This is a genomic window from Streptomyces sp. SS1-1 (assembly GCF_008973465.1).
Classification (GTDB): Bacteria; Actinomycetota; Actinomycetes; order Streptomycetales; family Streptomycetaceae; genus Streptomyces.
Window position 1 is genome coordinate 3135121 of the sequence record NZ_WBXN01000004.1, and the last position, 17407, is coordinate 3152527.

Annotated in this window: 12 protein-coding genes; 6 read left to right on the forward strand and 6 right to left on the reverse strand. The window is 72.9% G+C overall.

The window, feature by feature from the left end; genetic code table 11:
- Positions 1 to 63 precede the first annotated feature (63 nt).
- Positions 64 to 1251: an MFS transporter gene (locus F8R89_RS15445; RefSeq protein WP_151784534.1), complete on the reverse strand. Its 1188-nt coding sequence runs from the start codon at positions 1249 to 1251 to the stop codon at positions 64 to 66.
- Positions 1252 to 1323: 72 nt separating this feature from the next.
- Here F8R89_RS15445 and F8R89_RS15450 point away from each other — a divergent pair, with 72 nt between their 5' ends.
- From F8R89_RS15450 to F8R89_RS15460, 3 genes are all read left to right on the forward strand, one after another.
- Positions 1324 to 2307, forward strand: coding sequence for an ArsR/SmtB family transcription factor (locus tag F8R89_RS15450; protein ID WP_151788132.1), 984 nt, complete (start codon positions 1324 to 1326; stop codon positions 2305 to 2307).
- A 10-nt stretch (positions 2308 to 2317) separates the two neighbouring features.
- Positions 2318 to 2821, forward strand: coding sequence for a glutathione peroxidase (locus F8R89_RS15455; protein ID WP_151784535.1), 504 nt, complete (start codon positions 2318 to 2320; stop codon positions 2819 to 2821).
- 64 nt (positions 2822 to 2885) lie between these two features.
- Positions 2886 to 3755 carry a MerR family transcriptional regulator gene (locus F8R89_RS15460; RefSeq protein ID WP_151784536.1) on the forward strand — a complete coding sequence of 290 codons (870 nt, stop codon included), beginning with the start codon at positions 2886 to 2888 and terminating at the stop codon, positions 3753 to 3755.
- A gap of 180 nt (positions 3756 to 3935) precedes the next feature.
- Here the strand turns inward: F8R89_RS15460 and F8R89_RS15465 are convergent, their stop codons facing one another.
- From F8R89_RS15465 to F8R89_RS15475, 3 genes are all read right to left on the reverse strand, one after another.
- Entirely contained in the window at positions 3936 to 4127 is a 192-nt protein-coding gene (locus tag F8R89_RS15465; RefSeq protein ID WP_151784537.1) for a DUF397 domain-containing protein, read from the reverse strand.
- 212 nt (positions 4128 to 4339) lie between these two features.
- Positions 4340 to 5197 carry a helix-turn-helix domain-containing protein gene (locus F8R89_RS15470; protein ID WP_151784538.1) on the reverse strand — a complete coding sequence of 286 codons (858 nt, stop codon included), beginning with the start codon at positions 5195 to 5197 and terminating at the stop codon, positions 4340 to 4342.
- A gap of 310 nt (positions 5198 to 5507) precedes the next feature.
- Complete coding sequence (locus tag F8R89_RS15475) at positions 5508 to 6263, reverse strand: GOLPH3/VPS74 family protein (protein WP_151784539.1); 756 nt, start codon at positions 6261 to 6263, stop codon at positions 5508 to 5510.
- Positions 6264 to 6664: 401 nt separating this feature from the next.
- Between F8R89_RS15475 and F8R89_RS15480 the strand changes: the two genes are divergently transcribed.
- The 3 genes from F8R89_RS15480 (at position 6665) to F8R89_RS15490 (ending at position 12797) form a co-directional block, all read left to right on the forward strand.
- The gene (locus tag F8R89_RS15480; protein WP_413251292.1) at positions 6665 to 8950 is read left to right on the forward strand and encodes a D-alanyl-D-alanine carboxypeptidase; all 2286 of its coding nucleotides are present in this window, start codon (positions 6665 to 6667) and stop codon (positions 8948 to 8950) included.
- Between the two features lie 191 nt (positions 8951 to 9141).
- Positions 9142 to 10998 (forward strand): MFS transporter, encoded by a 1857-nt coding sequence (locus F8R89_RS15485; protein WP_151784541.1) that lies wholly within the window; start codon positions 9142 to 9144, stop codon positions 10996 to 10998.
- A 230-nt stretch (positions 10999 to 11228) separates the two neighbouring features.
- On the forward strand, positions 11229 to 12797 hold the full coding sequence (locus F8R89_RS15490) for a sodium:solute symporter family protein (protein ID WP_151784542.1): 1569 nt from the start codon (positions 11229 to 11231) through the stop codon (positions 12795 to 12797).
- 22 nt (positions 12798 to 12819) lie between these two features.
- Here the strand turns inward: F8R89_RS15490 and F8R89_RS15495 are convergent, their stop codons facing one another.
- Together F8R89_RS15495 and F8R89_RS15500 are read right to left on the reverse strand one after the other, a co-directional pair.
- A complete protein-coding gene (locus F8R89_RS15495; RefSeq protein ID WP_151784543.1) occupies positions 12820 to 13935 on the reverse strand; it encodes an ADP-ribosylglycohydrolase family protein in 1116 nt (371 codons plus the stop codon).
- Positions 13936 to 14094: 159 nt separating this feature from the next.
- Positions 14095 to 17382: a tetratricopeptide repeat protein gene (locus F8R89_RS15500; protein ID WP_413251293.1), complete on the reverse strand. Its 3288-nt coding sequence runs from the start codon at positions 17380 to 17382 to the stop codon at positions 14095 to 14097.
- Between the last annotated feature and the right edge of the window lie 25 nt (positions 17383 to 17407).

Consider the following 17407-nt stretch of genomic DNA (forward strand, 5'->3'; position numbering starts at 1 on the left):
ACGGGCGGGGTGCCGGCGCGGTGGAGAAAAGTCCCCTCTTCGGCGATCAACTGCCGTTCGCCGTCAGCGAGTAGGCGTCACCGCCTCCATCTCTCCCGAGCGGCGGTGGGCCGCCGCGAGGGTCAGGGTGACCGTGAGGGAGGCCAGCGCCATGCAGGTCATCGCCGTCGCCGGAGTGGTGAGTTGGGCGACCGTGCCCGCCAGGGCCGCGGCGACGCCCTGCATGGTGAGCATCCCGGCGCCGCGCAACCCGAGGGCGTGCCCGGCGAGTTCGTCGGGGGTGAGGGACATCAGGCGTTCCTGCTGGGCCAGGGTCGCGCCGAAGCCGACGGAGGCGACGCACACCGCCAGGGCGGACCAGGGCAGGCCGGGGCGCAGCGCGAACAGCAGGTACGGGGTGGCGAGCAGTGTCAGCAGCGGGATGGGCAGGCGCGGGCGCAGGGCGGGCGGCACGAGGCGGCCGACCGTCAGATCGCCGGTGAACATGCCCAGCGCCGCGCAGGCGAAGAGCGCGCCGGCGGCTCCGGGGTCGTAGGAGACGTAGAGGGACTCGCAGCCGACGATCAGGCCGTTGGGCAGCCACATGCCGAGGTAGGCGAGGCGGCGGGGGCGTGAGGACCACAGCAGGGCGTTGGTGCGCCAGGTCTCCGCGACGGACGGGCGGCCCGCGGCGCGCGGCGGCCGGGCGGTCAGGCCCAGCCGTAGGACGAGCGAGGCGAGGGCGTACAGCGCGGCCGCGAGGAGCAGGCAGGCGCGCGGGGACAGGACGGCGAGGAGGGCGCCGCCCGCCGCGAACCCGACGATCTGCACCAGGCCGAAAACCATGTTGAACACCGAACGGCCCAGGACGAAGCCGCCCTTGGGCAGGATCTCGTTGAGCAGTCCCCCGCTCACCCCGCCGCCCAGCGAGGAGACCAGCCCCTGGACGAAGACCACGCCGAAGGCCGCCGCGAGGGGCAGACCCGGCAACGCCTGCACGGCCGCGCAGACGGCGAAGGCCAGCGCGATGCCGCTGAGCGCCGCGCGTGGCGGGAGCCGGTCGGCCGCCGACAGCAGGAAGGTCGCCCCGAGCATCTGCGCGAGCTGCGGCCCGAACATGCTGATCGCCGACAGCAGCGGCGAGTCGGTGGCCCGGTAGACGAGCGTGGCGAGCGCGAGCCCGCCGATCGTCAGGGCCGCGCCCTGGGCGGCGGAGCCGAGGAAGAACGGCGTGAACTCACGGGTCCGGAAGAGCTCGCGGTAGCTGCGCATACGGGGAGTCTGCGAGGGCGCGCGCGGCGGCCGTACTGTTTCGCGCGCATGCGAAACGTCGGGAGGGTGCTCATGGGGTGGTGGCAGCTCAACGCGGACACGCTGGCGCGCAGCCGGTTCGTGCTCTCCCCGTTCGCGGAGACGTTCGCGAGTCTGCGGCTGCTGCACACGGGCGTCCCAGCACACCCCGGTGAGCGGGCGTGGCTGCGCGCCCATCTGCCCGGCTACCGGGCGCTCCTCGCGGCGGACCCGACGACCGCGCGGCTGGTCGGCGCCGCGCTCGGCCGGTCCTGGATCGCCGACTTCGTCACGCCCACCCCGCGCGACGGGGAGGACTTCGAGGACGTCGTCGCCCGGGTGCGGTCCGCCGACCCGGCCGCCGCCCGCGCCCACCTCGCCGTATCCCTCGCCGGGCCGCTCCCCGCCGAGCTGGACCGCGACGACCTGCCCGAGCGGGCCGCACGCCTCCTGGAGCACGTCTGGACCCGGACCGTACGGCCCACCTGGGAGCGGCGCCGCCGCGTCCTGGAGGCCGATGTGGCCGCCCGCACCGCGCGGGCCGGTGAGGGCGGCTGGGCGGCGGTGCTGGACTCCCTGCGGCCCGGCCGGACCCGCTGGCTCGGCGGGAACCGGCTCCAGGTGAACCTCCAGGAGTACCCGCCGCGGGAGATCTCCGGAGCGGAGCTGGTGTTCATGCCGGTGACCCCGCGCACCGGCTGGGTCTCCTGGGAGGAGCCCGACCGGTACGCCCTCGTCTACGCCTGCTCGGGCCCGCTCACCGACCCGGGTGCCCGGAGCGTCCCCGCGGGCCTGTCCGCCCTGCTGGGCCCGGCCCGCGCCACCGTCCTCGTGCTCCTCGGCTCCCCGTTGAGCACGAGCCATCTGGTCGCGGTGACCGGGCAGGGCCTGGGCTCGGTCGGACGGCATCTGCGGGTCCTGCGGGACGCGGGGCTGGTGGAGCGGCGGCGGACGGGGCGGTCGGTGCTGTACGCGCGGACGGCGGCCGGGGACGCCCTCGTCGACGCCTCGCGGCGGCCCGGAGCGGACCGGAGTTAGCATCCGGTCCATGACGACCCACAACAGCACCTCTCCGCTCGCCGTCGACATCGACGCCCTCACCGGCGGCCCCGCCGACCTCGCCCAGTACGCCGGCAAGGCCGTGCTGGTCGTGAACGTCGCCTCCAAGTGCGGCCTGACCCCCCAGTACAACGGCCTGGAGAAGCTCCAGGAGCGCTACGCCGAGCGCGGCTTCACGGTGCTCGGGGTGCCCTGCAACCAGTTCCTCGGGCAGGAGCCCGGCTCGGCCGAGGAGATCGCCGAGTTCTGCTCGGCCACGTACGGCGTGACCTTCCCGATGACGGAGAAGGTCGAGGTGAACGGCGACGGCCGGCACCCGCTGTACGAGCGGCTGGTGGGCTTCGCCGACGCCGAGGGGCACACCGGTGACATCCGCTGGAACTTCGAGAAGTTCCTCATCGGCCGGGACGGCACGGTCGTCGGCCGGTTCTCGCCGCAGACCGAGCCGGAGGCCGCGGAGCTGGTGGCGGCCGTCGAGGCGCAGCTGGCCTGACCGCTTGACCTTGCCCCTGGGGCAGAGCCGAGCGTCGTCGTCACCGGGCGGGAGGAACCGCCCGGTGACGGAGGATGAGGCCGTGGACGAGGAACTGCTCACCATCGGCGCGTTCGCCGCGCGGGCGCGGCTGTCCGCCAAGGCCCTGCGGCTGTACGACCGGCTGGGACTGCTGCAGCCGGCCCGGGTCGACGAGGCCAGCGGGTACCGCTACTACCGGGCCGATCAGGTCGCCCGGGCCCGGACGGTGGCGCTGCTGCGCCAGCTCGACATGCCGCTCGCGCGGGTCGCGGAGGTGGTCGGCGCCCCGGACGGGGCCACGGCCGCCGACCGGCTCGACGCCTACTGGGCGCGGGTCGAGGCGCGGGTGGCGGGGCAGCGGACGCTCGCCGAGTACCTCCGTGGACGGTTGTCGGGGAGGAGCTCCGAGATGTACGGGAAGTTCGTGGTCGAGACGGTGGACGTGCCCGAGCAGGTGGTGATCGGGGAGGCCCGCCATGTGCTGGCGGACGAGCTGCCGGTGTGGATCGGGTCGGCGCTGGGGCGGCTGGAGGCGGCGGGCCGGGAGTGCGGCGGGGTCACGGCGCCGCCGTTCGTCGTCTACCACGCCGAGGTGTCGGTGGAGAGCGACGGGCCGGCCGAGGCCTGTGTGCCGGTCGGGGACGAGGCGGCGGCCCGTGCCTGGCTCGCGCGGACCGGCCGGACGCACACCACCGCGGTGCGGGTGGAGCCCGCGCTGCGGCTGGCCTTCACCCGGATCACGAAGGCGCAGGTCGCGCATCCGCAGATCCTGGCGGCGTTCGAGGCGGTGGAGGAGTGGATCGCCGGGGAGGGGCTGGAGCAGGCGGGTCCCTGCCGCGAGGTCTACTTCGCGGACTGGGAGGCGGCGGGAGCCGGGGACCCGGTGTGCGACGTGGCCTTCCCGGTGAGGTGATCCGGGGCCGGGTGATCGGGGTGGGGCCGGCGGCTTTCGCGCCGGGGCGCCGTGCCTGACGGGTGTGGCCGAGCCCTCTCGGCAAGGACGGCGGACTGGTCGAGAGGGCTCTTCCTGGTACAGCCTGTGCAGTGGTGACGCGTACGGCCGGTGGAAGGGGAGGTCAGACGGACCCGCCCCTCACGCCTTGACCGACGCCACGAAGGTGTTCCACGCGTCGGCGGGGAACGCCAGGACGGGGCCCTCGGGCACCTTGGAGTCCCGTACGGCCATGGCCGCCGTCTCCGGCGACTTGACCTCGACGCACGCGCCGTTCCCTGTCGAGTACGAGGACTTGGTCCACGTGTCCGTGGAACCCTGACGAATTGCCATGTTCGCTCCGCAATGCTGATGGTGAGTGCTGTCATCGCACGGCGCGGCCCTGGCCGGACCGGCAGCGCGATTCACGCCAACCTTCTTGACTCGGTGGCGTGATCGACGCTACTCGCCACCCCCGGCCGACGAAGCGACTATTCACTCGGCCGGGTGGCATATTCCAATGGAGTCTTCCGTCCTGACGGGTGACGGTGTACCGTGCGGCTCTTTCAGCGCGCGTACTCCTTGGCGATGTCCGCGATGAACTGCCGCGACTGCTCGACGTTCAGGGCCTGCGCCCGCAGATGCTCGTACATCACGCTGTACTTCTGGACGTCGTTCGCCTTCTCCAGATACAGGTCGCTGGTGACGCCCTCGATGTAGACGACGCTGGAGTCGGCCGCGTCCGGGAACTCCAGGATGGCGTACTGCCCGTTGAGGCCCGGGTGGGCGCCCATGTCGAACGGGATCACCTGCACGGTGACGTGCGGCAGCAGGGACTGCTCGACGAGCTGCTCCAACTGGTCCCGCATCAGGTTGCGGTTGCCGACGACGCGGCGCAGCGCGGCCTCGTCCAGCACGGTCCACAGCCGGAGCGGGTTCTCCTCGGTGGAGATTCGTTCCTGTCGGCGCATCCGCACCTGGACGCGCTTCTCGATCTCCGTCGGCGCGGTCTCGGGCAGCGCCCCGGCGATCAGGGCCTCCGCGTACTGCTTCGTCTGGAGCAGACCGGGCACGACCTGCGGGTCGTACACGCGCAGACTGGCGGCGTCGGTCTCCAGACCGATGTAGACGCTGTAGGGGATGTCGCCGAAGGAGTGCCACCAGCCCTGCTGGCGCGAGTCCTTGGCCATCTGCATCAGGGAGTCGACGATCCGGTGGTCCTCCACCTCGTAGACCCCGCACAGGTCGCGGACGTCGCGCTGGCTGATGCTGCGCCGCCCGTTCTCCAGACGGCTGATCTTCGACTGCGAGACCAGCAGCCGTTCGGCCACTTCCTCGGCGGTCATGCCCTTGAGCTCACGGAGCCGGCGCAACTCCTGGCCCAGCCGGCGTCGCCTGACGGTGGGATTGACATTGGACGCCACGGGACGTGCACCTCCGGCTGCCTGCCTTGTGATCGGCACTTTGCGTATCTGCTGTTCAGCAGATTGCCACCAAGGCGCTCACCACCGCTGGGAAACGGTGGATATGCGCAGGACGCACACCGATGGGGGTCCACGTGGGCACACGCGGCCGCGCGGGGCGACGGAACCGGTGTCCCTGTCCGCGCAGTTGAGCACGGACGTACGGTTCCGTCACCCCGCGCGGATCAGCGGCTCCCGAACCGGTCATGGGGACGGTGCGGCGCTGCACGTGGCGTGCGTGTGGTGCGGGTCGAACGGGTCGAGCGGTCTCTCAGTGGGCCACGACGCGTGCCATGGACCCTCGGCGCGGCTGTGCCGGGACGGCGCGCGCGGGTTCCGCCGGCGGCCTGCCGCCGGGGCCCTGCTGCCGGCCGGACGGTGCCTGGCCGCGACGCGGCTGGGCGGCCGCGCCGTTCTGGACGTCCATCACCGCGTGCGCGACGAGGCCGCCCATGGGGTCGTGCCGGATCAGATCCCGCAGCCGGGAGCGAGAGGAGCGTCCCTCGTTGCCCGGATACAGGTGCTTGCCGAGACCGACCGCGTGGGCCAGGGCGGCGAGCGCCGCGGTCCGCGGGTCCGGCGGTACGCCGGTGCGGATCGCGGAATCCAGCCGGGCCCTGATCTCGCGGGTGATGTCGTTGTCCGTCGCTTGATAGCGAGTCGTCGGCAGCACTCCGCACATCTGGCCCGGCACGGCGGCGACCATGCCGCACCTCTCCAGATGCGAGAGGTAGGTCTGGCGCAGCCCCAGCCGGGGCCCGCCGATCCAGTGGACGGCCCGTACCGGAGCGCCACGCCTTCGCAGCAACTCCAACGCGCAGTCCAGAGTCGGATCTCCTGTCGGCCGTGGTGCCACCACGGCGATACGATCCCCGTCTGGGGCTATCCGTCCGGCCAGCGCCAGCTCCACTAGCTGTGCTCCGGCCAGACCGAGGTCGAGCGACTGCGGCTGCGCGGTGGTACCCGTGGCCGGGTCCAACGCCAGCAGCAGAAGCTCCTCCGGAAGTGTTCTGCGGCTCCTGCCCATCCATGCCTCCCCGCGTGGATGAAAGACAGGGTGACCCCTCTCACATTGGTCTGTCGAGAGCACGTGACCGGTTCGTAGCGGAACCGGTAGGTATGTCGTTCTCGTCTACCGCGTCAGGTGGGGGCCGCGCACCGGACACTGGTATCTGGTTCGGACAGCGGCACGGGGGTCGTGCGGACACGGTGTCCGGGCGACGGCCCACGGTTCGGCAGCCGTACGGTGGCGTGCGGCGGCACATGGAGGAGGCATCGGTGGCGGGCGAGTCCCCCGACAGGTCGAAGCAGCGCGAGTCGTCGGCAGAACCGACGTCGGGGAGCGCGGTCCCGGTTCCCGAGTCCCGGCCCGAACCCGAGGCCGGCACCCGTCCGGCCCAGGGCGCGGGGGGTGACCCGCGCCTGGCGATGGCCCGTGAGTCGTCCTCGCGCGGCGGTGTGGACACGGCCACGCGGGTGCTGTCCCGCGAGGACCTGGACGAGGCGCGGGAGGAGCCGGCCGAAGCCTCGGAGGAGACCGAGGCGGACGGCGACGAGTCCGCCGAGAGCTCTGAGGGCGCCGAGGGCTCCAAGGGCGCCGCGAGCGACCGTGAGGACGCCGAGGGCGCCGAGGACGCTCCCGCCGACAACGATGACACCGCCGAGGCGGCCGGCGACTCGGGCGACTCGAACGACCCCGAGGACTCGGCCGACGAGGCCCCCGGCAAGGGCGAGGACCGGCTGAGGAACGCCGTGGCGGCCTGGGTGGCGTCCTCCGACGCCAAGGACGCCTCTGACGACGCCACGAGCGAGGCGAGCGCCAAGGACACCGCAGACGAGGCCGCGGGCGCCGACGCGAAGGCCGACTCCGACTCCGACACCGGCTCGGACTCCGCCTCCGAGACCGACGCCGACTCCGAGACCGACGCCGATGACACCCCCGCCAAGAGCACCGGCGTCGACCAGGCCACCGCGATCTTCCGCACCCGCCCCGCCGAGCCCGAGAAGGCGCCGAAGGCGTCGAAGGCCGACGACAACACGAAGGCCGACGCCGACGACGAGCCCGCCGGCAAGGAGACCCCGGACGACGGCAAGGGCGTCGACCAGGCGACCGCCGTCTTCCGGACCCGCCCCGCCAAGCCGCACGTCGACCAGCCGACCACCATGCTGAAGGCGCCCAAGCCGGACGCACCCGAGGCTGAGGCATCGAAGCCCGAGGGGTCGAAGCCCGAGGCGTCGAAGCCCGGACCTTCGAAGCCGGAGGCCCCCGACGCCGAGGCGCCGAAGGCCGAGCGCACCAGCAGGTTCGTCGCGCTCAAGCCGGACCTCCCGCCGGCGGCCCCGAAGGCGCCCGAGGCCCCCCGGCCCCCGGCCGACGTCACCGCCGCCGTCCCGCAGATCGGGCCCGAGCGCACCACCCAGCAGCCGCTGCCGCCGAAGCCCCCGCTGGACCTGCTGGCCGAGCTGACGAACACCCCGCCGCCGCCGGAGACCCCCGTGCGGACCCTGGTGCGGCGCGTGAAGATCTGGACGCCGCTGGTGATCCTGCTGGCGATCGTCTTCGCGATCGTGCAGAGCGTGCGCCCGCTCCCCGCGCCCACCCTGGACCTGACCGCGCAGGACAGCTTCACCTTCGAGGGCGACAAGGTCGACATCCCGTGGCCGGCCCAGGGCCAGGCCGCGCTGGACGTCGACGGCATCGGCAGCTTCGGCTCCTCGGGCGACCAGAAGCCCGTGCCGATCGCGAGCGTCGCCAAGGTCATGACGGCGTATCTGATCCTGCGGGAGCACCCGCTGAAGAGCGGCGCCCAGGGCCCGAAGATCAAGATCGACCAGGCCGCCGAGGACCAGTCGAAGGCGGGCCAGGAGTCCACCGTCGACGTGACGAAGGGTGACTCGATCACTCAGCGGGAGGCGCTGGAGTCCATCCTGATCGCGTCCGCGAACAACGTGGCGCGGCTCCTCGCGCGCTGGGACGCCGGTTCGGAGAAGGACTTCGTGGCGAAGATGAACGCCACCGCCGAGAAGCTCGGCATGACGAACACCACGTACACCGACCCGTCCGGTCTGAACAACACCACCGTGAGCACGGCCGTCGACCAGGTGAAGCTGGCCAAGGCCGCGATGAAGGAGCCCGCGTTCCGCGAGGTCGCCGCGATGATGTCGTACGACGACTACAAGGGCGTCAACCACCCCAACTGGAACCAGCTGGTCGGCAGGAACGACGTGGTGGGCATCAAGACCGGCACCACCACCTCCGCCCTCGGCAACCTCGTCTTCGCGGCGAAGAAGGAGGTCGGCGGCGAGACGCGCACCATCATCGGCGCCGTCGTCCGCCAGCCCGCGGGAGGCCCGGAGAACACCATCCTCAGCGCCGCCCTGTACGGCGGCGACCAGCTGATCCGGGCCGCGCAGGGCGCCCTGGAGCCGGCGACGATCCTGAAGAAGGGGGACGTCGTCGGGTATGTGGACGACGGGCTGGGCGGCCGTACCCCGGTGGTGGCCACCAAGGACGTCACGGCGGTCGGCTGGGCGGGCCTGAAGGTCAAGCTGACCTTCGCGTCCGACGAAGTCCCGCACACCGCGAAGGCCGGCACCGAGGTGGGCACGCTCACCGTCGGCGACGGCAGCAGCGGTGCGGTGAAGATCCCGGTCGCCCTCAAGACGGACCTCACCGAGCCGGGCTTCACGGACAAACTCACCCGTATCGGCTGACCCGGGGGCGCGACCGCGTCACCGCACCGCAGCCCGCCGACCCCACTCGTCGGCGGGCTGCGTGCTAGCGTCACGAATCGGGCAGGTCGTCGCCCAGGGGGCACGGCCGCAGCACCTTGACCTACCGGGCCGAGACACGCGGGACACGGGACGCGGCCGGAACAGAAGACAGCACGGGGAGTGCCTCAGACGTGGCCACTGCGGAGCCGACACGCGCCGACGACGCCGATCCCGGACGGGGAGCCGGTCCGCGAATACGCGTGCCCGCGCCGCGTGCGGAGGAGGGTCCGGACGACACCCGGACCGGGCCGTCGTCGCGTGTGACGAGGGCCGTCCACGCCGTGCGCGAGCGTCTGCTGCGTCACCCGGTGCTGTCGGTCACCGCCCTCTCGGGGCTGCTCCACATCATCTGGTTCTTCACGTTCGCGAACAGCGGCGGCGACCTCGCGGCCCAGGACGCCTGGGCCGAGTTCGTCGGCCGGCACCCCGACTCCGCGTACAACCTCGCCTGGTACGGCGGGATGCACCCGGTGTCGTACAGCGTCGTGTCGCCGTATCTGATGTCGGTGCTGGGCGTCCGGACGACGATGATGATCGCCGGGACGATCTCGGCGGGGCTGCTGATGCTGGTCCTGCTGCGCAGCCGGTCCGTGCGCAACCCGCTGTGGGCCGCGCTCGCCGGGATCTTCGGGCTGATCGCCAACGCCATCTCCGGACGCGTGACGTTCGCGCTGGGCACGATGTTCGCGCTCGGCGCGGTCGCCGTCGTCTTCTGCTGGCCGTACCGCTGGCGCTACAAACGCTGGGCGAAGGCGCTGTGCGCGGCGCCGCTCGCCGCGCTCGCCACCATGGCGTCGCCGGTCGCGGGTCTCTTCGTCGGGCTCGTGGCCGTCGCGCTGTTCCTGCAGAAGCGGCGTCCGGGCGCCTGGGCGCTGGGGCTCGCGCCGACCGCCGTGGTGGGGCTGTCGGCGTGGCTGTTCCCGTTCTCCGGCACCCAGCCGATGGTGTTCGGCTCGGTGCTCATGCCGCTGCTGATGGCGGTCGTCGTCTATGCCGCGGTGCCCGAGGACTGGCGGACGGTCCGGCTGGTGTCGGCGGTGTACGGCGTCTCGGTCGTCCTGGTGTGGGTGGTCAGCTCGCAGATCGGGTCGAACATCACCCGGCTGGCGATGCTGTTCGCCGGGGTGACGCTGGTGGCGGCCCTGCCGTTCACGGTGCCGCGCACCCGCAAGTGGTACGCGGTGGTGACGGCCCTGCTGACGTTCGTCGGGTGGATCGGCTACAAGACGGTCGACGACATCATCCACGCGGCCCCGGAGGCGTCCTGGGCGCGTGAGCTGGCCCCGCTGGTCAACGAGCTCCAGGAGGTCGGCGCCGAGAAGGGCCGGGTGGAGGTCGTGCCGGCCCGCTCGCACCGGGAGGCGTCCGCGCTCGCGCCGTACGTGAACCTGGCGCGGGGCTGGAACCGGCAGGCCGACATGGAACGCAACCCTCTCTTCTACGACGGCACCCTCAACTCGGCGAACTACCGGGAGTGGCTGCGGCGCTGGGCGGTGCACTTCGTGGTGCTGCCCAAGGACGAGCCGGACCCCTCGGCGGCGCAGCGCGAGCGGGAGCTGGTGCAGCGCGGTCTGCCGTATCTGAAGCAGGTGTGGGGCGACGCGAACTGGCAGCTGTTCCAGGTGACCGACCCGACGCCGCTCGCCGAGCCGAACGCCGTGGTGGACCGGGCCGAGCAGGGCGAGATGACGATGCGGGTGAGCAGGCCGGGCCGCGTCCTGATCCGCATCCCCTACTCGCCGTGGCTGAGCATCGTGGACGCCGAGGGCAGGAAGCTCGACCCGCCGAAGGAGACGGAGGCGTCCCGCAAGCGTCCCGACGGCGAGCCGAAGACGTACGCCAACGTCAACGGCTGCCTGATGGAGACCGAGGAGGACGCCGAGGGCGACCGCTGGACGACGCTGGTCGCCCCGCGGGCGGGTGTGTACCGGCTGGCGGCGCCCTACGACGTGCCGCGCGGCACGCCCTGCCCGGAGGAACTGCGCTGACGGAGCCGGTCGGCGCGGCTCGGTCACGGGCCGGTCGCCGCTCGTCGACGCCGGGAAGTTGATACGCCGACGTACGGGTTCCGTCGGATTTCGCTGTTCATATCTCTGAACCGAGGTCACCAAGTAGAACGATTTTACTGTCTGTTGACCTTACCTGCGCTTGTCGTGTCCTCTTCTACGCGTCGACCATGGGCGGGCCGTTCACAGGGCGGAACCCTGGAAGGGGTCACATGAACAGTCTCGACTGGGCCGTGCTCATCGCTTACTTCGGCGTGATGGTCGCCATCGGTGTCTGGTCCCACAAGCGGGTGGACAACGTCAGCGACTTCTTCACCGCGGGCGGCAGGATGCCGTGGTGGCTGTCCGGCATCTCGCACCACATGTCCGGCTACAGCGCGGTGATGTTCACCGGGTACGCGGGCATCGCCTACACCTACGGCGTGACGTCCTTCGTCACCTGGTCCTTCCCCATCGCGCTCGGCATCGCCATCGGGTCGAGGCTGTTCGCGCCGCGCATCAACCGGCTCCGGTCACGGCTGCACGTGGCCTCCCCGCTGGAGTATCTGAAGAACCGCTACGACCTGCGGACCCAGCAGGCGCTCGCCTGGTCCGGCATGCTCCTGAAGATCGTGGACGTGGGCGCCAAGTGGGCCGCGATCGCGACCCTGTTGTCGGTGTTCACCGGGGTCTCGCTCAACCAGGGCATCCTCATCACCGGATGCATCACCGCCGTCTACTGCACGATCGGCGGCCTCTGGGCGGACGCCCTCACCGAACTCGGCCAGTTCGTCATCCAGTTGCTCGCCGGGCTCGCGATGTTCTTCGCCGTGGTGATGAAGCTGAACGACAAGGGCATCGGCTTCCTCGGCGCCTGGGACGAACCCGAACTCCAGGGCCACGGCGAGCCGCTGGTCGGCCCGTACGGCACGGTGTTCCTGCTCGCGTTCCTCTTCATCAAGCTCTTCGAGTACAACGGCGGCATGCTCAACCAGGCCCAGCGGTACATGGCCACGGCCACCCCGCACGAGGCCCGGCGCTCCGCACGGCTCTCGGCGATCCTGTGGCTGGTCTGGCCCGTCGTGCTGTTCTTCCCGATGTGGATGTCGCCGCTGCTGGTCGATTCGCAGAAGCCGGACGGCTCCGACTCCTACGCCCTGATGACCGAACAGCTGCTGCCGCACGGCCTGCTGGGCCTGGTCATCGTCGGCTTCTTCTCGCACACCATGGCCATGTGCTCCTCCGACGCCAACGCCATCGCCGCCGTCTTCACCCGGGACGTGGCGCCGGTGCTGTCGAAGCAGGCGCGGGCCTGGAACGAGCGGTCCGGGCTGGTCGCGGCCCGTGTGACGACCGTCGTCTTCCTCGGTCTGTCGATGGCGGTGGCCACCCAGGTCAACTCCCCCACGTTCAAGGACATCATCACCGTCGTCATCAAGTGGGTCGCCGGGCTCATGGGGCCGATCGCGATCCCGATGATGCTGGGTCTGCTGCGGCCGTTCCGCCGCTCCGGGCCGACCGCCGCGCTCACCAGCTGGGCGCTGGGCCTGCTCGCCTTCTGGCTGGTCAACTACCCGATCAGCTGGAACGTCGACGGCGGGGTGCCGCTGCAGTACCAGGTCTCCATCCCGCTGGCGGTCTCCCTGGTCCTCTACATCCTCATCGGGTACCTGAAGCCGGAGGACACCCCGGAGCGCCTCGCCGTGGTGGAGAGCGTCAACACGGACGGCGACGGGGCGGCGGCCGCCGCGGTGCCGGCGCCGGCCGGTCCGGCGGACGACGTGGTGCGGGCCAAGGAGTGAACGCGGGCGCGGACGGCGGGGCTCAGGCGCGCGGGTAGCGCGCCAGCCAGCCCGGCGCGGAGGCGCCCGGCCCGTGCAGGGACGGGCCCTGCGTCATCTCCATGGCGAAGTCGTCGGCGAGTTCCAGGATCGTGGGACGGCCCTCCAGCTCGGCCAGCCAGGCCGGGGGCAGGGCCGTCTCGCCGTGCAGGGCCCCCAGCAGACCGCCGGTGAGGGCGGCCGTGGCGGCGGAGGGGCCGTCGTGGTTCACGGCCAGGCACAGTCCCTGCCGGACGTCCTCGCCGACCAGGGCGCAGTACACGGACGCCGCGAGCAGCCCGTCGGCCGAGCCGTCGGCCGCCAGCTCCGCCACCCGCGCGGGCGTCGGCATGCCCTGGCGGACCGCGCCCAGCGCGTGCTGGAGGGCGTCCGACACCGGTTCGTGCCCGGGGCGCACGGCGAGCAGCGCGAGGGCCCGCTGCACCGCCCCGTCCAGGCTCTCCCCGCAGGCCAGCCCGTGCACGATCACGGCGTACGCGCCCGCCGACAGGTAGGCGACCGGGTGCCCGTGGGTCTGTGCCGCGCACTCCACGGCGAGCTGGACGACGAGCTGCGGCTCCCAGCCGACGAGCAGCCCGAACGGCGCGGAGCGCGCGGCGGCCTCCGGGCCGAGCTCGGCGATGTTCTTCGGCGTCTCCAGGGTGCCCATGGTCTCGTCGCCGAGGCCGAGCAGCAGGGAGCGGGTGGCGTCCCGGCGGGCGTACAGCCACTCCTCGCGGGCGAGCCAGCCGTCGTCCTTGCGGCGCTCGTCCGGACCCCAGTCGCGCTGGGTGGCGGCCCAGCGCAGATAGGCCCGGTGCAGGTCGGTCGGCGGATGCCAGGCGCCGGTGTCCCGGCGCACCTGGGCCCGTATGAGCCCGTCCACGGAGAACAGGGTGAGCTGGGTGAGATGGGTCACGGCGCCCCGGCGCCCGTAGCCGGGGGCCAGGTCGAGCAGGCCCTCGGGGCCGTGCCGCTCCTGGATCTCGGCCAGGCCGAGCGCGTCGACCGGGGCCCCGAGGGCGTCCCCGACGGCCGCGCCGAGCAGTGTCCCGCGCACCCGGCTGCGGAAGTCCTGCTGCTCGGTACGGCCCCAGACGGGTCCGCCAGTCGCCCCCACCAAGACCTCCCCGTGACCATCCGCTCGTACGACAGTTCGCCACTGTAATCGACCGGGGACCGTGGGTTCAGAGGGCGGATCGGTATGCGGTGTGTGACGGGAGTGGCCCGGAACGGCCCCTTCGCGCCGTTCGCCGGCCGGCGCCGGTGAGGTGTCCGGTCAGCGCCGGTGACGTGCCCGGATCGCCTCCGCCGCCGCCGTGACCCGCTCCAGGCGCGGGGCGAGCTGTGCCGCGTCGGCGCCGGGGCTCCTCAGGACGTGGCCGAGGATGGCGGCCAGGGTCGCCGTGTCCGCCCAGCCGGGTTCCCGGGCCAGGAAGGCCGTCAGTCCCCGGTCGGCGAGGGCCCAGTCCCCGAGGACGCAGCCGAGGAAGCAGTGGCCCTGCGCGTGCTGGGTCTCCTCCAGGCGGGTGTCCGTCTCCAGCATCCCCGCCAGCTCCCGCCACAGGGGCTCGGCGGCGGGCAGGCCGTCCGCGAGGGAGGTGACGAGAGCCGTCTGGAACGCGCATTCGAGGGGCTCGGGCTCCCGCAGCCGTTCCGCGCAGCGCCGGGCCTCCTCCCACTCCTCGCGGTGGGCGTGCCACTCGGCCCGCAGATCGTCCAGTTCGCCGTCGGGCAGCCCGGCCGCCTCGGCCGCGCGCAGCCGGTCCTCCACCTCGTCCCAGCGCTCGCACAGCACGAGCAGGTCGATGGCCGTCCGGCGGGCCCAGACCGGCTCCCAGTCCAGGGCCACGCACCGGTCCAGGTCGGCCAGGGCCTCCTCGCACCAGCCGAGCTCCATCGCCGCACGGGCCCGCTGGGCGCGGACCCAGCCGGCGTCGTCGCCGGTCTCGAGGGCGCGCCCGAAGCAGCGGTACGCCGCTCTGTGGTCGTCGAGGGCCTGGTGGACGGCCCCGAGGGTGGTGTGCGCATAGTCGTACTCCGGGTCCTGGGCCAGGGACTGCTCCAGGGCGGCGCGCGCCTCCTCGTAGCGGCCCTCCTGCCGGTACGCCTCCCCCAGCTCGGCGGCCGCCCAGCCGTCCGAGGTGTCCGTCGCGGCGGCCCGCCGCAGGTCGTCGAACCTGCCCTCCTGATCGCCCGTGCGGGCCTTGACCTGGGCGCGGGTGACCAGCGCCCACGTGTAGTCGGGGACCAGGCCGACGGCCCGGGAGAGATCGGCCAGCGCCTCCTCGTCCCGGCCCAGCGCGTACTGGGCGAGGCCCCGGCCGGCGAGCGCCGACGCGTGGTCCGGCTGGAGGGCGACGGCCCGGCCGAGTTCGGCGACGGCGTCCTCGAAGCGGCCCGCGAGCCGGTAGGCGTCCCCGCGTTCGGACGCGACCCAGGAGCTGTCGGGTGCCTTCTCCACGGCACGGTCGTAGTCCGCGAACGCCTCGTCCCACTCGGAGCGGACGCGGCGCAGCCGGGCCCGGCGCACCAGCGGCCACAGGTAGTCCTCGTCGAGGGCCACCGCCCGGTCGAGGTCGGCCAGCGCCTCGTCGAGCTGCCCCAGCTCCTGGCGGGACACCGCCCGGCCCGCGAGGTACTCGGGGTCCGCCGGGTCGAGGGCGACGGCCCGGTCGTAGTCGGCGAACGCCTCCTCGTGGCGGCCCGCGAGGCGGTATGTCTCGGCGCGCTCGGAGATGACGAACTCGTCGTCCGGGGTGAGCCGGTCGGCGGTGTCGAGGGCGGCGAGCGCCGCCGGGAAGTCGCCGAGCGCGCGCAGGGCGAGTCCGCGGCCGTAGTGCGCCCCCGACAGGCCGGGGTCCAGCTCGACCGCCCGGTCGGCGTCCGCGAGGGCGCGTTCGTACCGGCCCTCGTGGCGCAGCTCCCGCGCCCGGAAGGCGTGGGCGGCCGCCCGGGTGCGCCGGTCGGGCCCCGGACGGGACAGGATCAGGTCCGCCACCGCGGTCATGGCGGTCGCGTCGTCCGCGAGCGCCTCGGCCAGCGCGGCGCCCCAGTCGCCGAGGGCCGCGTCGCCGGTGGCCTCGCCCGCCTCCACCAGCATCTGCGCCCAGCGCCGGCCCGCCGCCTCGTCGGCGCCGCAGACCTGCACGACGTCCCACAGCACCTCGTTCAGCGCGGACCGGGGGCGGGCGCACAGCGCGTGGTAGGTCTCCTCCAGCCGCAGGTCGCGCCACTCCTCCTCAAGCCACAGCTGGAAGGGGCCGAGGCCCTGGCCGGCCTCCTCCCGCCAGCGGCCGTAGACGGTGGCGAGGCGGTCGTGCCGCTCGGTCCAGCCGCGCGGGGAGCGGCGCCGCTGCAGGCGGAGCATCGGTTCGCGCACCAGGTCGTGGTAGCGCAGCCGGTCGCCCCGCTCGTCCACGAACGCCAGGCCGCGCAGCCAGGCGAAGAGCGCCTCGACATCGTCGTCGGGGCAGTCCGCGGCGGCCCGGAACACGTCCATGTCCACCCGCCGGGGCAGCGCGCAGGCGAGTGCCACGGCCCGGCGCACGGGGTCCTGCTCCCACTTCAGGAAGCGTTCGACGGCGGTGGCGCTCGGGTCGCCGATGTCGTCCGGGCGGGCGGGGCGCTGTTCGGCGAGGGTCGAGACGAGGACGGGCAGGCCGCCGGTGAGCCGCAGGACCTCCTCGACGACCGGCTCGGCGACGACGCCCCGGTCGGCCAGCAGTCCGCGCGCCTCGGTCTCGGTGAACGGGCCGAGCGGGATGTCGGTCATGAAGTCGGTGAAGCCGCCCCAGCGGGCGGTGTCGAAGGGGTGCTGTCCCGCGGTGACCACGACGACGGTGGCGGGCAGCGCGCCGTACCGGTCGCTGGTCATGACGTCGTGCAGCCAGCCGTCGAGGAAGGGGCCGGTACGTTCGTACGTGTCGAGGAACAGGACGATCCACGGGGCGTGTTCCGCGGCGCCGGACAGCTCGGTCAGCAGGACGGGGGTGAGCACCCGCTCCGGGGAGAGCACCAGCTGTACGTCGTCCTGGCTGCGGAAGCGGGCGCTGAGACCCGCCCGCAGCCGGTCGGCGCTCTGGGCGAGCTGGCCGGCGTCGAGCGCGCCCGCGAACGGGCCGATGCCGGGGACCATGCCGAGGCCGACGAGTCCGGCCCGCATCACGGCGGTGCCGGCGGCCGACGGCCCTTCCGGTTCGGGGCCCAGGGCGGCGGCCGCCGCCTCCGCCTCGTGCCGTCGCTCCCGGTGGGTGGCGAGCGCCCGGTCGAGGTCCTTGAACCGGTGCCCCTGGGCGGCGAACCGGCGGCTGATCGCCGCCATCACCTCCGGGACGCTGCCGACGGACTCGTCCACGGACGCGGTCAACGCGCCCTTCTCGCGGGCCAGTTGTTCCAGCTCCCGCAGCAGGAAGGACTTGCCGACGCCGGCCTGGCCGTGCACATGGAACAGGAAGCGGTGCCGCTCGTCCTGAGGCGGCAGCTCCAGGTTCTCCCGGAACGCGGCCCGTTCGGCTCCCCGGCCCACGAAGCCGGCGCGGCTGCGCTGCCGGATCAGCTCCTGCATCGACGGCTGCGCCTGCGCCACCGTA

Coding starts and splice junctions, on each gene's coding strand:
- F8R89_RS15490 (WP_151784542.1), top strand. CDS start 11,229: ATGAACAGTCTCGACTGGGCCGTGCTCATCGCTTACTTCGGCGTGATG.
- F8R89_RS15450 (WP_151788132.1), top strand. CDS start 1,324: ATGGGGTGGTGGCAGCTCAACGCGGACACGCTGGCGCGCAGCCGGTTC.
- F8R89_RS15465 (WP_151784537.1), bottom strand. CDS start 4,127: ATGGCAATTCGTCAGGGTTCCACGGACACGTGGACCAAGTCCTCGTAC.
- F8R89_RS15500 (WP_413251293.1), bottom strand. CDS start 17,382: ATGCAGGAGCTGATCCGGCAGCGCAGCCGCGCCGGCTTCGTGGGCCGG.
- F8R89_RS15445 (WP_151784534.1), bottom strand. CDS start 1,251: ATGCGCAGCTACCGCGAGCTCTTCCGGACCCGTGAGTTCACGCCGTTC.
- F8R89_RS15480 (WP_413251292.1), top strand. CDS start 6,665: ATGGCCCGTGAGTCGTCCTCGCGCGGCGGTGTGGACACGGCCACGCGG.
- F8R89_RS15455 (WP_151784535.1), top strand. CDS start 2,318: ATGACGACCCACAACAGCACCTCTCCGCTCGCCGTCGACATCGACGCC.
- F8R89_RS15475 (WP_151784539.1), bottom strand. CDS start 6,263: ATGGGCAGGAGCCGCAGAACACTTCCGGAGGAGCTTCTGCTGCTGGCG.